This window comes from Rhodococcus sp. MH15, from assembly GCF_019266045.1.
Lineage (GTDB): Bacteria > Actinomycetota > Actinomycetes > Mycobacteriales > Mycobacteriaceae > Rhodococcus_F > Rhodococcus_F qingshengii.
The window spans coordinates 1,227,635-1,242,169 of sequence record NZ_LPNP01000061.1; the positions used below are offsets into that span (position 1 = coordinate 1,227,635).

The window sequence follows — 14,535 nt, forward strand, 5'->3', positions numbered from 1 at the left end:
AAAAAACCCAGTTCACAGGAGCCTCGAGCGTCACAGTGGCATCAATCCATTAACCTTGAGATGTGACAGCTCAGGAGCAGACCGGGAGGGGCATCGGGCCCGAATACCTGCTGGCGGGGCGGTACCGACTCCGCTCCAAGATCGGCGACGGAGGCATGGGCGCCGTCTGGCTGGCCCGCGACACCCTCCTCAGCCGTGACGTCGCGGTGAAACAGGTCACAAGCACGGAAGGCCTCGACACCGAAACGGCCGAAGAGGTCCGTGAACGTACATTGCGCGAAGGCAGGAACGCCGCAAAGCTCACCCACCCCCACTCCATCGCCATGTACGACGTCGCGATCGAGTCCGGTGAACCGTGGTTGGTCATGGAGTACTTCCCCGCCCGCAGCCTCGCCCAGGCGATGAACCTGGCCGACACGTTGCCACCGCTGGAGGTCGCGCAGATCGGCGCGCAGATCGCTGCGGCACTCACCGAGGCGCACGCCGCCGGCATCGTCCACCGCGACATCAAGCCCGGCAACATCCTGATCGCCGACCGAGGCAAGTCTCTCGGCACCGTCAAGATCAGTGACTTCGGCATCGCCCGCGCAAAGAGCGACGTATCCGACACCCAGGACGAGGTCATCACCGGCACTCCCGCGTACTTTGCACCCGAAGTTGCCCGCGGCGACGATCCCACCGAGGCCAGTGACGTCTTCTCACTCGGGTCGACGCTCTACACGGTGATCGAGGGTCAACCGCCCTTCGGCATCGACTCGGACGCCATCGCTCTACTGCATCGTGTCGCCAAGGCCGAGATCTACCGACCCACCAAGTCCGGACCGCTCACCGACGTTCTCCTTCAGCTCCTCGAGCCGGACCCCACCCGTCGGCCGACGATGGCTCAGGCACGCGACGCGCTCGCTGCAGCCGCGACGGGCGGTGGCACGATCGAGCAGTTGATCGACGCTCCCGTCTACTCGTCCGAAGGCGCCGTGCCGGCGTGGGCTCACCGCACCACACAACTCGCCGACCCACACCGCCGCAATCGCCTGACCGGCTCCACGATCACCGGACTGCCTGCAGTGCAACAGAACACGCCACTGCGGAACGTTCCCAGCCCCATGGACATGTTCTCCTGGCCGCCGCGGATACCGACCGGCCCCGCCGATGCCAGCACCCGCGACAAGGTAGTGGCTTGGGCTCCCCTCGCCATGACAGGCATGGTTGCCGTCATCATCTTGGCCGCACTGATCGTCGTCATCCTGGTGTTCACGGCCTGACCGGACGCTCTACGCGGGCAGAATGTTTGCGTTGAGGTGAAACACGTTGTCCGGGTCGTACTTCGCCTTGACGGCGGACAATCGCGCGTACTTCGCCGCACCGTAGGACGCTCGCACTCGGTCCTCGTCGACATCGGTCATGAAGTTGACGTACCCGCCTTGATTGGACGAGAACGGACGCAAGGCTTCCCAGGTCTCACGCACCCACGATCGATCCAATTCCAGTGTCCCGGCATCGGTGGCCGTAGCCGTCATGTTGCACACGTAATGTGGTGTGCGAGAACCACCGAACGCAGTGTCGTCCTCCCCGACGGAGGTGAAAGCTCCCTGCAGCGGAAAGATCGGCATGAAGGACATCGGCGACGATTTCTCGCCCGCTTGCTCGGTCAGAACATCGATCACGTCGTCGGAGAAATTCACCAGGTCCAAGGCCTTCTCATAGGCGTATGCACCCCATGGTTCCGATTCGTCGAGCATCGACTGTAAACCGATGTACGGGAGCGGGGTGACGAACTCGAACAGCGTCGGCACGCCCTCTCGAATCGGCGCAATCGCGTTCGAGTGTTCCTCTTCCGATCCGAAACCGGCTACCAGCAACGCGTATCCGGGCAGCAGGTGAAACTGATCCGGAACAAACGGTGCCGGAGGCGCGGACAAACCGACGGCAACCATCGCTCCGGCATTTCTCGGCAGGGCAGGCACCACTTCGCGGCACAGACGAAGCGCTGCGGGTCCGTCCTCCATCCCCCAGAAGAACAGTCCCAGATGCACTTCCGGACCGATCTCGCTCAGACGGTACTCGAACTCGGTGACCACTCCGAAGTTTCCGCCGCCGCCGCGCAGCGCCCAGAACAAGTCGCTGTGATCGTTCTCGGAGGCCCGCACGATCGAACCGTCGGCGAGCACCACCTCTGCCGACACCAGATTGTCGATCGCCAGGCCGAGCGTGCGCGTCAACCACCCCATGCCGCCGCCGAGGGTCAGGCCACCGACGCCGGTATCACTGATCACTCCACCGGTCACTGCCAATCCGTGTTCCTGCGTCGCGGCGTCGAGGTCGGCAATCGTCGCACCACCACCGACCCTGGCTCGCTTCGCGGACGGGGCGACACTGACTACGTTGATCGCACTGAGATCGATCATCACACCGCCTTCACACACCGAGGTACCTCGGTAGGAATGCCCACCACCTCTGACCGAAACCTCCAACGAATGGGCTCTGGCAAATGCTAGTGCCACAGATACATCCGACGCCGACCGGCACCTGGCGATCACCGCCGGACGATGATCGATCTGCCCGTTCCAGATCGACCTGGCGTCGTCGTACTCCGGATCTCGGGGGCTGAACACAGAACCCGTGATCGCCGATTTCAGTGGCGCGAACTCGACCGTCGTCATCATGCACCGCCCTCGTCGGGTGTCGCGGTGAGAAGCAGGTATTCCCACTCCATCACGAACGGCTCGCTTCCGCTGCCGTACTTCTTTGCCAACTCGAGCAGATCGCGATCGAGCGCCTGTGTGCGGTCAGGATCGCCGGCGATGTTCCGGTACACCGCGATGGTCGGGCCGTAATTCTTCTTGAAGAAATCGCGGAAATCTTCCGGCCCGCTGAATGTGTCCACACGAAGTACGTCTTTCCTTGCGGCAACATCGCCGAGCAGATCACGAACATGGTTCTCGTCGCCCCACAAAGGCGCCGGCTGCGAACCAGGAGGCGGGGGCGGTGCATACGGCTTCATCGTTTTGAACATCTCGCCGATGAACCCCGTCGGAGTCCAACTCAGCACTCCGATCTTTCCGCCGGGTCGGCATACTCGCAAAAGTTCGTCCGCGGCGCGCCGATGATGCGGGGCAAACATCACACCGACGCACGAGAGCACTACGTCGAACTCGTTGTCGCCGAACGGAAGAGCCTCGGCGTCGGCCTCCTGCCAATCGAGTTCGACACCCGCGAGTGCCGCGGCCTCCCGTCCTGCCACGAACAGTTCGGGAGCCAGGTCGGTGGCGATCACCTGCGCACCCAGCGCAGCCGCCGGAATGGCGGCGTTGCCGGACCCCGCCGCGACGTCGAGCACCCGATCTCCTTTCTGCACGCCGCATTCACGCACCAATACAGGTCCGAGTTCCGCGATGACCTGCGTCGCCACCGCCGGATAGTTACCGAGCCCCCACATTGCCCGGTGCTTGGCCTTCAGCTCCCGGTCCAACCCGAGAGTCCCCGTTGATTCACTCATTACCGTTCTCCTTCAATAATTTTCGTACTCGGAGCCCGACAGCGTTCATGCCGTTACTCCGACGCTACGACGACGGTTCGCTCCTCTCCAGTACGAAATCTGTACCGGAGCACCCCGGAGGCCTACGATCGAGAGATGGGGTCCTCGTACCACCAGTTCTGCCCCGTCGCCAAGGCGATGGAGCTACTCGACGAGCGGTGGACACTGCTTCTCCTCCGCGAACTGATCATGGGAAGCGAACATTTCAACGATCTCCGCCGCGGGCTCCCGCGAATGTCACCGACTCTGCTCTCGACCCGGCTTCACCAACTCGCGGTCGCCGGCATCGTGGAGCGAGAAGAAACCGACTGTGTCGTCAGCTATCGTCTGACCGACGCCGGCCGCGAACTGCGCCCTGTGGTCGAAGCTCTCGGCATCTGGGGTACCAGGTGGATCGGTGAACTGGGCGACGAAGATCTGGATCCGAAGCTGCTGCTGTGGGACATGCATCGCCGCGTGGATCATTCCGTGGTGCCTGAAGGCAAGACCGTGGTGCACTTCGCATTCTCCGGAGTACGTGGACATTCGCGGAACTGGTGGCTCGTCATCAATTCCGGTGAGGTGGACATGTGCGATATCGATCCGGGTTTCGACGTTGCAGTGTCGGTCTCTGCGGGCTTGCGACAGATGACCGAGATCTGGCGAGGTAACCTGACCTGGTCGGACGCCATACGGTCCGGTGACGTCACCATTTCTGGGCCTACTGCGTTGCGTCGTAGCCTGCCATCGTGGTTCGAGCTGTCGACTTTCGCGTCGATCCCGCGCCCCGCGTAGCGCGCGCTCACCAGCCCCGTTCCGTCCTGTTACAGAGCTGTTGCAGACCGTGACACCGTCGACGAACGGTGACCACCTGCCGGTGACACTGACCGAGAAGTCTCTGTTGTATGCCCAGCCACCGCGGAATCATCCGCTTCATCGCACTCGGTGCAGTCGTGCTCGGTGCGGTCGCGCTCAGCTCCTGCTCGTACACAGAAGAAGCACAACCGAAGAGCGGTAACTACCTTGCCACTCAGCCTGATTCAGGACCCTCAGGCGGCGAGATCGAGGACGGCATCAGCTTGCAGGACACTCATGTGCCCGCGCTTGCCCGTCTCGATTCCGCACTGCTCGCGGCGCTCCAGTCGGCAGCGGCCGACGCACAGGCATCCGGCGTGGACATGCACGTCACGTCGGGTTGGCGGTCCGCGGCATACCAACAGCGACTGTTCGACGAAGCCGTCGTCAAGTACGGCAGCGTGGACGAAGCGTCCAAGTGGGTGCACTCGCCGAGCCTGTCCAAGCATGTCAGTGGACAGGCCGTCGACATCGGACCGACCGACGCCGACGACTGGCTCATTCAGCACGGCAGCGATTACGGCCTCTGCCAGACCTACGCCAACGAGATGTGGCATTTCGAATTGGCAACCACTCCTGGCGGGGAATGCCCGCCACAACTGAGCAACCCCTCGGACGAGAGAGCGGAAGGCTGATCATGACACGAGTCAAACCAGCGAGACTGATTGCCGCACTGGCACTCTTGATCCTCGGAGTCGTCGAATTCGAATTGGCGGTCAACACGACCGGTGGTCAGATCGTCGATCAACAACTCATGGTGGGCGCGGCCACCTCCGAACGCCTCAGCGTGTTCTCCGCCGAGTTCATCGGCCTCGTCACCCCGATACTGATAGTGGGAGGAGTGCTCGTGGCGCTCATGATCACATTGCGCAACAACCCGATTGCGCTAGCTTTACGCGTCGTCGTCGTGACCCTCGGCCCCATCACGACAGCCTGGGTTCTCAAACAATCGCTGGATCGACCGGACCTGAACGGTCTGGTGATGCACAATTCCTTCCCCAGCGGCACTTTGACGGCCATAGCTGCTCTGGTCTGCGCGATCGTGATCGTCACGCCCTCGAGGTGGCGGGCGGTCGTTGCGGTCAACGGTGCGCTGATCACCATCGGAACCGCGATCTCGGTAGTCGTGCTGCAATGGCACCGCCCGAGCGACGTGATCGGTGCACTACTGCTCGTCGGCTGCTACACCCTCGCTGTGTCGGCATTTCCGTTGAACACCAGCGTCGCCCGGCATGCGGTGCTGGCAGACTCAGGCAACGAGCGACTCTCGCGAGTGTGACCCCTGTACCCTTGGCTGACCGAGATTTCTCCGACCGCAGAAGGCCCCTGATCATGGCGAGTCCAAGGTGAGCTCATGGTGAGCATTCTTTTCATAGAAGACGATCCAGCCGTGGCCGAGGCAATCACGTTGGGACTGAACCGACTCGGGCACAACGTCAGCCATCGCCCCGACGGTAACGGTGATTTCGACGACGCCCTGGGTGCCACGGACCTCGTCCTACTCGACCTCGGGCTGCCGGGTGCCGACGGTTACGAGATCTGCCGACGTATCCGCACCCGAAGTTCGATCCCGATCATCATTCTGACCGCCCGATCCGACGACATCGACACCGTCGCCGGCCTGGAAGCCGGTGCCGACGACTACGTCGTCAAACCGGCCAGTCCGCGCGTCCTCGACGCTCGTATCAAAGCCGTCGTGCGGCGCTCGGCACCGGCAACGACGCGCCCGGATGCGACGCCGGGTGCAGAGACGTTCGGCGACCTGGAATTGGATCGGTCGTCGCTGCAGGTCCGCAAGGCCGGGATGCTGCTGACCCTCACCCCGACCGAACTCCGACTGATCCTGGCGCTGACCGAGAACCCCGGACAGGTCCTGAGCCGCCGACAGTTGTTGTCCGCAGCCTGGGACCAGGAGTATCTGGGTGATTCCAGAATCGTCGATGCAGCAGTGCAGCGGCTGCGCGGAAAGATCGAGGACGACCCGGCCGCACCGACCGTCATCGAAACGGTGCGCGGGTTCGGGTATCGCTTCAACACCAGCCCAGCCCGATGAAACCGACCTGGCTTCAGGTCGACGGTCTGCGAACCAGGCTCGTGCTCGTGTTCATCGCAATCGTCGTGATCATCGCCGGGGCAACCGCGGGTGTCGTCTCGTTCATGGCACGGTCGTGGATCTATTCCAACGCTCAGGATGTCGCGACCGCACAATTTCGCGACGAACTGCAATACGTCAACGGAACACCGGTAGAGGAGTTGACGCCTGCCAACCTCCAACAGATCTTCCAGTCCGACATGACGCTGATCGTCGACGGCGAAGTCATCCGTCAAGGATCCGTGGATGCGGCGACCATTCCGCCCAGCTTCGACGAAGGTTTGGACAGTCCGAAGCTGATCCGTTTCGAGAGGCTCGACTCCCAGCGCATCATGTTGGGAATGTCCGTCAATGTCGTGGACATGAGCGCGGACGACAGCTACGACAACGAGACATTGGTCAAAGCCGTCACCATCCGGCCGCTGGTAGGAGTGCAGGACAAGTTCGACGACCTGCTTCGAGCTGTCGGCCTCACCCTCGCCGCCGGTGTGTTGGTGAGCGGACTACTCGGGCTGTGGATCGCGTCGACGCTTGTCCGTCCGCTCAAACGCCTGGACAAGGCGGCCGCCCGTGCTGCCGACGGCGACCTCAGCGTCCGACTCCCCGAAGACGGAGTAGCCGAACTCGCCCAGGTCACAACAACGTTCAACAACATGGTCGCTCGCAACGAAGCGGTCATCCGAGGTCTGGAAGAATCGGAAGAGCAGTCGAGAAGGTTTGTCGCCGACGTCTCCCACGAGCTCCGGACGCCGCTCGCAGCACTGGTGCCGGTCAGTGAGATCCTCCGTGAAGAGATCCCCAATCTTCCGCCCGACGCCGCCGCTGCCGCGCGCATCGTGAGCAGTGAGATCGGCAAGCTCACTCGACTTGTCGAAGACCTCATCGAAATGTCTCGCCACGACTCTCAGCAAGCGCACCTCGTCCTCGACGACGTCGACCTCGTCGAATTGACCGAGCGCACACTCGAGAGCCGCGGATGGACAGATACCGTCGAACTGCGCGCACCCGAAAGTGTCAGCGCCAGAGTCGATTCGCGTCGGATCGACATTGTCGTCGCCAACCTCGTCGGCAATGCACTGCGCCACGGGGCACCCCCGGTTCGCGTCGAGTTGAGCGTCGAATCCGGTTTCTCCGTCATCACCGTCGTCGACCACGGCCCCGGCATCTCACCCGAAGACCGGCAGGCGATCTTTCGGCGGTTCTACAAGGTCGACACCGCGCGCGGACGCAGCGAGGGCAGCGGACTCGGACTCTCGCTCGCCGTCGAGAACGTGCACCTGCACGGCGGCACCATCGGCGTCGACCAGGTGGATGGTCGCACGGTCTTCACGGTTCGCCTGCCCCGTCGCTGACCCCTTCCCGAGCGAACGTACCTTTCGGCGCACCCAAGGCGATCGTCGTACCGTTCGCTCGAAAAGGGGTGGGCACTTCGCACCCTGAACCGTCCGCGTTTGACCAAATAGTGGGATTCTGGTTTCAACATGTGAAACCACGCGAGTAGCGTCGGCATCGTCGAACAGCGTAGAGATCGGAGGGCACCATGACGCAGGCGTCGCGGCTGGAAAAGACGGCCGTCTCCCCGAAGGCGTGGACGATGCTCGGAATCGGCGTCGCAGCCCAGGCCGCAGGCACCGTCTTCGTCAGCACCCCCGCCTTTTTGATCCCGCTGCTGCATTCCGAGCACGGCCTCTCGTTGACGCAGGCCGGAACTCTGGCCGCTGCACCCACTTTCGGCATGGTTCTCACGCTGGTGGCGTGGGGAGCGATGGCTGACAGATTCGGCGAGAAATGGGTCATCTCCATCGGGCTCGGCCTGACGGCGATCGCCGCGCTGGCCGCGACCACCACCGACAACTACACCCTCCTCGGGATCGCATTTCTGCTGGGCGGAATGGCTGCGGCGAGCACCAACGCTGCCAGTGGACGTGTTGTGGTCGGCTGGTTTCCCAAGGATCGGCGCGGCCTCGCGATGGGAATCCGGCAGATGTCACAGCCCCTGGGCGTGACCATCGCGTCGCTGACCATCCCGACTCTCGCTGCTAACGTAGGAATCGGTTCGGCCGTCGGACTGTCGGTAGCTCTCAACGGCGTTCTCGCCCTGATCTGCGCCGTCGCATTGATCAATCCCCCGCGGCCGGCGGCGCGGCCCACAGACATCCCGGTCGAAACGGTAAATCCTTATCGCTCGAACTGGTTCCTGTGGCGCATTCACGTCGTCTCGGCACTGCTGGTGTTTCCGCAGTTCACCCTCTCGACATTCGGTCTGGTCTGGCTGATCAGCGAGCAAGGATGGGACGCTGCGCCCGCTGGGCTCCTGATCGGGATCTCCCAGTTCGTGGGTGCACTCGGACGCATCGTTGTCGGCATCTGGAGTGATCGCGCCGGAAGCAGAGTAGGCCCGCTGCGGTTGGTTGCCGTCTCCGCGTCTGCGGTCATGTTGGCAATGGCGGCAGCCGGCGCAGCGCCTTGGGGCGTTCCCGCCTTGATCCTGCTGCTGGCAACCACTATCAGCGTCGCCGACAACGGTTTGGCATTCACTTCCGTCGCCGAAGCTGCCGGGCCGAAATGGCAAGGAAAAGCATTGGGCGCACAGAACACCGGGCAGTTCATTGCCGCGTCAGCAGTGGGCCCGGTGGTCGGTGCGCTGATCGGCGCGGTCGGCTACCCGCTCGCCTTCGCGATAGTCGCGGCATTTCCCGCCGCAGCAATTCCCTTGGTGCCCAGCCGCGATCGCGACATCAGCGTCTAGTCCCTCATCGGATTCGGTTGCACTGCAGGTCCCGTCAGATCACAATGCGGCTTGCAGGCAACCGAATCCGCTTCCTGAACAGGCTCTACTGTCGGAGTTCGGATCAGCGTCGCGGCGATCGCTGCACCGATCAACAGCAGTGCCACACAGATGTACATCGCGTACCGGAACCCGTCGGAGAAACTCGTCGGATCGACCAGACTTTCGGCGTCGATACCCACGAGGGCAGGCAAGGCCGCGACGGCAAGAAGTTGGCTCGTGCGAGCAACGGCATTGTTCACACCGGATGCGATTCCGGACTGCTCCACCGGTACCGAACCAAGCACCGCGGCGGTCAACGGCGCGACCATCACCGCCAGGCCGAGCCCGAACACCAGAACTCCCGGCAGCACGACGGTCAGGTACGACGCATCCGGGCCGATCCGCGTCATCAACACCAACCCCACCGCGGCAACGGCGGGCCCGACCGTCATCGGCAATCGCGGTCCATGCGTCTGCGCGTAACTGCCCGCGCGCGAAGACAACAGCAGCAATGCCACGGTGATCGGTACCGTTGCGACGCCGGCAGCCACCGGCGAGTACCCGGCAACCAATTGCAGTTGCAGCACGAGCAGGAAGAACACACCGCCCAGCGCCGCATAGACCGCAAGGGTCACCAGATTGGCCGCGACGAACATCCGCGAACGGAACAGGGACGGCGGCACAAGGGCACTCGGTGAGCGTCGTTCCACCACGACGAACAGGCAGAGCGCGATCACTCCGATCAGCCCGACTATCAGGTTGACCTCGATCAGCCCGTACGTCAGTGCGCCGAGACCGACTACTGCGCAGGCAGATCCGACCACGTCCAGGTGCTCGGGCGGATGCGGGTCGCGGCTCTCCGGTACATGGCGCACCGCTACCCACACCACGACGATCGCCAGCGGGATATTGAGCAGGAATACCGATCGCCATCCCGCCACTTCCACCAGCCAACCACCGAAAAGCGGTCCGATGGCGCCGGCAACACCACCTAAACCCGACCACAATCCGATTGCCGCGCCGCGGTCCTCCTCACGAAGTGACGCGGAGATGATGGCAAGGCTGCCAGGTGTCAAGAGCGCAGCTCCCACTCCCTGCAGGATTCGTGCAATCACCAGAAACGTGATGTCCGGTGCAATTCCGCAGAGCAACGACGCGACCGCGAACCAGACCGTCCCCCACACGAATACCCGTCGCCGACCCCAACGATCACCGAGCGCTCCCCCGAGCAGAATCAGCGACGCCAAGGCCAAGGTGTAACCGCTGAGCGTCCACTGCAGTCCGGCGACACCGGAACCCAGTTCTTCACCGATGTGAGGAAGAGCAATGTTGACGACAGTGCCGTCGAGGAGAGCCATGCTCGAGCCGAGAACGGTGGCGGCGACAACCCAACGCCCACGCTTCGACGCGAGCGCCAGTGGTTCCGTCATCGGTCCATGGTGCGCCTTCACACGCAATCGCGAAAGAGCGCGCGGGAATTCAGTCGATCTGGCGGCGATGTGCCCAACGCGTCAACGCATTGCGATTGGACTGCTGAGTCTTTCGCAGGACGTTCGATGCGTGAGTCTCGACCGTCTTCACGGAAATCACCAGGTCCTCGGCGATTTCACGGTAGGTGTACCCACGTGCCAGCAATCTGAGCACTTCGAGTTCTCGCGGAGTCAGCGAGTCGAGTTCCGGATCGAGTTGCGGCTCGGGTGCGTTGGAACGCCCGGTGAAGGAGTCCAGTACGAAGCCTGCCAGGCGAGGCCCGAACACTGCGTCACCACCGGCAACGCGTCGTACACCCTCGGCCAGCTCGGATCCCGAGATCGTCTTGGTCACGTACCCGCGCGCACCGCCGCGGATCACCGCGATCACGTCCTCGGCCGCATCGGAAACGCTGAGCGCCAAGCACACCGGGCCGGAATCGATTCCGCGCAGAACTGCCACTCCACCACCGTCAGGCATGTGGACATCGAGCAGAACGACATGCGGTTTCGTCGAGTTGATACCCGCGATCGCCTCAGCGACGCCACCGGCTTCACCGACTACGTCCATGTCTGCCTCGCGCGAGAGTTCCGCCCTCACCCCGGAGCGGAACACTGCATGATCGTCGACAAGAAATACGCGGTACGGGGGCGGCGCAAGCGAAGTCACTGGGGCTGTTCCTCGGGGTTGTCGACACGGTCAGCAGTCTGGTCCCACTTTAGAGCAGAGTCACCGAGCGGCATGTGCACGCGGATCTCGGTGCCCTTTCCGATGTCGGATCGAACCACGACGCGGCCACCCCGTCGCTCGATGCGACCACGAATCGACTTGGCCAAACCCTGACGGTCCTCCGGCACCGCATTGACGTCGAATCCGACTCCGCGATCACGAACGAACACACTGACCTGGTCGCCCTCGACCTCGGCGAAAAGATTGATTTCCTTCTCCCCCGAGTGCTTTGCCGAGTTCACGAGAGCTTCACGCGTCGCACCGAGGAGCGCGGTGAACGCTTCCTTGGGCAGACCGTTCTCGACGCCTTCGCCTTCGAGTTGTACGTCGCCGACCGTGACGGGCCGGACCGTGACGCCATGCTGGTCCTCCACTTCACCGGCGATGATCTTCAGACCTTCGGTCAGGCTCGTGTGGTCGATATCCCCGCCGCTGAACAACCACTTGCGCAGCTCGCGTTCCTGACCACGGGCCAGGCGCGCCACCTCTTGCGGATTGTCGGACTGCTTCTGAATCAGCGCCAACGTCTGAAGTACGGAGTCGTGCAGATGCGAGGCGATCTCTTCACGTTCGTCGTTGCGAATTCGGGCCGCACGCTCGGCGCCGAGAGCCCGCCACATCCGCAGCCACAGCGGCACCGTCAACAAACCGACACCGATCAGCGTCACAACCACGGCCAGCAGGGACGAGCGCAGTGCTTCGAGGTCGACCTGAGCGAGGACGACGACGCCGAGACCCAAGATGATCAACGTCGCTCCCCCGACCACCCGCGCCCACGTGAGAACGGTAGGCCGCTGCGGCAAGCCGATGACGGTCCGGGGACCGTCGGAGTCGAACTCGCGCCACACCAAAGCGGCACCGATCGCGACGACGAAGAACGGTGCGAGCACCGAACCCGCCGTGCCGCTGAACAGCCAGGACAACGCGGCTGCGCCGCCCAATCCGAGTGCGATCAAGCCGTACGCCCGCTGCCGCTCGGCCGCGGACGGCTTCTGGGTGTCCGTGCCGGCGGAGGTGAAGATCCAGAGGGCGCCGTAAATCACGATGCCGGATCCAGCCATCGCCGCCAGAATCGCGAAGGCGACTCGAACCTTCAGAACGTCGATCCCGAGATGATCGGCGATACCGCCTGCAACACCGGCGACGATGCGACCGCCGGAGCGCCGCTCCAGCTTTCGCAATGGAACACCGCCCGGGATGGGCACACCCTTCTTCATGGGTACGGCATGCACCGGTACCCCGTTGACGGGCGGGCCTCCCGTGAACCCGGGAGCGGGACCGCTGACGAACGGCGGATCTGACAGATATTGCACATAGTCGATACTGGCACGAACCACTCGGACTCACATCAGGGTCCAACCCTGAATCAGGGCGGCGCCCCTGGCCCCGATCGTCACAAAGATCAGGGTTGGCCCTGATGCGCGGAGGCCGCCCCGGAAGCCAGGATTGATTCATGAACAATCCGACTTTCCAAGAACAGATCCAGGATCTGTGGCGGACCCGCCCCGTGCGTCTGCCGGCACAAGGTCACGTGGCCGGGGTATGCGCCGGAATCGGATACCGGTACGGCATCGACCCCATTCTGGTACGTGTCGCGTTTGTGGCCTCCACTATTTTCGGCGGCTCAGGCATCCTTCTCTACCTCGCCGGGTGGTTGGTACTCGCCCGCGCCGGTGACGGATCGTCCCCCGCACAGTCGTTGATGGGCCGCGGACACAGCTCCGATTCCAGTACCAAGACCATCGTCTTGTTGGTGGCTCTCGCCATCGCGGCTACGACCGTCGGGCCTGTCGGCGTCGGCCTGGGTGGTTCCGGTCTGATCGGGCTGATTCTGATGGTCGGAGGCCTGTGGCTGCTCTACCAACGAGCGCCGGTCCCGCCTGCGCTGCCACAGAGCACGTCACCGTACGTCGGCGCGGGTACCGCGTATCCAGGCACGGGATTCACGCCCGGGCCGTTCACTCCCGGATACTTCGCACCCAATCGGCCGCCCGTGTACACGCCGTACACAAAACTCCCCGACACCTACGTGCCCGAGGAACGGCCGGCCGAACAGTCACCGCAATCTCAGGCCGATCATCCGACGATCAACCTGTCGAAGGACCCGAGCGCTTCAGCCGCCGCCAATCCGACCGAGGTGATCGGCGAGGCCGCCATCACACCGCCCTCCTGGGATCCGCTCGGCGTCGCTCCGTTCGCCTGGGATCTCCCGGACCCGGCAGTCAAAGCCACGCCGCTGCTGCCTTTGCCACCACGTAAGCGTCGCTCGCGATGGACGCTGACAGTGCTCGGACTCGCGATCATCGTCGCCGCCGTCACCGGGGCAGCGGGCGCGGCAACCGGCAACGAGTGGTTCACTCCCGGCCGAGTCGGTGCTGTCGGACTCGCCGTCATCGCGCTCGGCCTGATCCTCGGGGCATTCTTCCGCAAGGGGTACGGCCTGCTGGTCGTCACCGGACCGCTCGTGGGTTTCGTGCTTCTCGCCTCGTTGGTCTACCCGATCGATTTCGACGCCTCGGGTGAGCAAAGATGGACTCCGGCAACCGCTTCCGAGTTGGATCCGTCGTACTCGGGAGCCTTCGGAAGTTTCACTCTCGACCTCAACGGGGTCGACTTCACCGAGGACAAGACCATCGACGTCGCGGCGTCGTTCGGTGAGTTCGTCGTCATGGTGCCACCAACCGTCAACGTCAAGAACAGCTGCACCGTCGTCATGGGTGACGGATCCGGTTGCCTCGACGGCGGAGTACACCGGGGCCGCGAGGCGACACCGGATTCGCCCACACTGACCATCAACGCCAAAGCAACGTTCGGCAGTCTGAAGGTGACGCAATCATGAGCGAATACGACGAGACCACAGAGCACGACGAGACCCGAGAATCCAAGCGCCCCTCGGCACTTCTGCTGATCGCCGGACTGGCCGCACTTCTGGTCAGTGTGTGGGCGTTGGTCGGGCCGTTCTCCCTGGCGCCGGCAGCGAACATTCAATTCCGTTGGCTGTTCGTCGGTGCCGCCGTCGTGGCAGGACTACTGCTGGTGATTCTGCCGAATCGGCGCAACCGGAAGTAAAACTGCTGTGCGCCTTTATTAACCGCGGGGGGTTAA

14 protein-coding genes are annotated in these 14,535 nt (G+C 63.4%); 9 read left to right on the forward strand and 5 right to left on the reverse strand.

The features are described from left to right. Window positions 1–62: 62 nt before the first annotated feature. Complete coding sequence (locus ATN37_RS13705) at window positions 63–1,262, forward strand: serine/threonine-protein kinase (RefSeq protein WP_003940952.1); 1,200 nt, start codon at window positions 63–65, stop codon at window positions 1,260–1,262. 9 nt (window positions 1,263–1,271) lie between these two features. On the opposite strand, the gene ATN37_RS13710 is transcribed toward ATN37_RS13705, so the two are convergent. Beyond that, entirely contained in the window at window positions 1,272–2,663 is a 1,392-nt protein-coding gene (locus tag ATN37_RS13710) for an FAD-binding oxidoreductase (protein WP_208689691.1), read from the reverse strand. Continuing rightward, window positions 2,660–3,496 (reverse strand): class I SAM-dependent methyltransferase, encoded by an 837-nt coding sequence (locus tag ATN37_RS13715; protein WP_047270192.1) that lies wholly within the window; start codon window positions 3,494–3,496, stop codon window positions 2,660–2,662. Before ATN37_RS13715 ends, ATN37_RS13710 begins: the two co-directional genes overlap by 4 nt. A 135-nt stretch (window positions 3,497–3,631) precedes the next feature. Between ATN37_RS13715 and ATN37_RS13720 the strand changes: the two genes are divergently transcribed. The 6 genes from ATN37_RS13720 to ATN37_RS13745 all read left to right on the forward strand — a co-directional run bounded on the left by ATN37_RS13720 (window position 3,632) and on the right by ATN37_RS13745 (window position 9,210). After that, window positions 3,632–4,309: a helix-turn-helix domain-containing protein gene (locus ATN37_RS13720; protein ID WP_003940889.1), complete on the forward strand. Its 678-nt coding sequence runs from the start codon at window positions 3,632–3,634 to the stop codon at window positions 4,307–4,309. Window positions 4,310–4,419: 110 nt separating this feature from the next. Continuing rightward, window positions 4,420–5,004 (forward strand): M15 family metallopeptidase, encoded by a 585-nt coding sequence (locus ATN37_RS13725; RefSeq protein WP_218680941.1) that lies wholly within the window; start codon window positions 4,420–4,422, stop codon window positions 5,002–5,004. Window positions 5,005–5,006: 2 nt separating this feature from the next. Continuing rightward, window positions 5,007–5,648 (forward strand): phosphatase PAP2 family protein, encoded by a 642-nt coding sequence (locus ATN37_RS13730; protein WP_047270193.1) that lies wholly within the window; start codon window positions 5,007–5,009, stop codon window positions 5,646–5,648. Window positions 5,649–5,723: 75 nt separating this feature from the next. Continuing rightward, complete coding sequence (locus ATN37_RS13735) at window positions 5,724–6,422, forward strand: response regulator transcription factor (RefSeq protein ID WP_003940940.1); 699 nt, start codon at window positions 5,724–5,726, stop codon at window positions 6,420–6,422. Continuing rightward, on the forward strand, window positions 6,419–7,813 hold the full coding sequence (locus ATN37_RS13740) for a cell wall metabolism sensor histidine kinase WalK (protein ID WP_218695263.1): 1,395 nt from the start codon (window positions 6,419–6,421) through the stop codon (window positions 7,811–7,813). Before ATN37_RS13735 ends, ATN37_RS13740 begins: the two co-directional genes overlap by 4 nt. 188 nt (window positions 7,814–8,001) lie before the next feature. Next, window positions 8,002–9,210, forward strand: coding sequence for an MFS transporter (locus ATN37_RS13745; RefSeq protein WP_030535124.1), 1,209 nt, complete (start codon window positions 8,002–8,004; stop codon window positions 9,208–9,210). On the opposite strand, the gene ATN37_RS13750 is transcribed toward ATN37_RS13745, so the two are convergent. From ATN37_RS13750 to ATN37_RS13760, 3 genes are read right to left on the reverse strand one after another with little or no spacing between them, the layout of a single operon-like run. Beyond that, a complete protein-coding gene (locus ATN37_RS13750) occupies window positions 9,207–10,661 on the reverse strand; it encodes an MFS transporter (RefSeq protein ID WP_218695265.1) in 1,455 nt (484 codons plus the stop codon). The two genes, ATN37_RS13745 and ATN37_RS13750, sit on opposite strands and share 4 nt — an antisense overlap. 49 nt (window positions 10,662–10,710) lie before the next feature. Next, window positions 10,711–11,370 carry a response regulator transcription factor gene (locus ATN37_RS13755; protein WP_003940972.1) on the reverse strand — a complete coding sequence of 220 codons (660 nt, stop codon included), beginning with the start codon at window positions 11,368–11,370 and terminating at the stop codon, window positions 10,711–10,713. Beyond that, a complete protein-coding gene (locus ATN37_RS13760; protein WP_037125680.1) occupies window positions 11,367–12,647 on the reverse strand; it encodes an ATP-binding protein in 1,281 nt (426 codons plus the stop codon). The genes ATN37_RS13755 and ATN37_RS13760 overlap by 4 nt, the downstream gene beginning before the upstream one ends. Before the next feature lie 236 nt (window positions 12,648–12,883). On the opposite strand from ATN37_RS13760, the gene ATN37_RS13765 reads away from it, so the two are divergent. Both ATN37_RS13765 and ATN37_RS13770 read left to right on the forward strand, forming a co-directional pair. Further along, window positions 12,884–14,269 (forward strand): PspC domain-containing protein, encoded by a 1,386-nt coding sequence (locus ATN37_RS13765; RefSeq protein WP_218695267.1) that lies wholly within the window; start codon window positions 12,884–12,886, stop codon window positions 14,267–14,269. Then, the gene (locus ATN37_RS13770; protein WP_003940832.1) at window positions 14,266–14,499 is read left to right on the forward strand and encodes a hypothetical protein; all 234 of its coding nucleotides are present in this window, start codon (window positions 14,266–14,268) and stop codon (window positions 14,497–14,499) included. The genes ATN37_RS13765 and ATN37_RS13770 overlap by 4 nt, the downstream gene beginning before the upstream one ends. Window positions 14,500–14,535 lie beyond the last annotated feature (36 nt).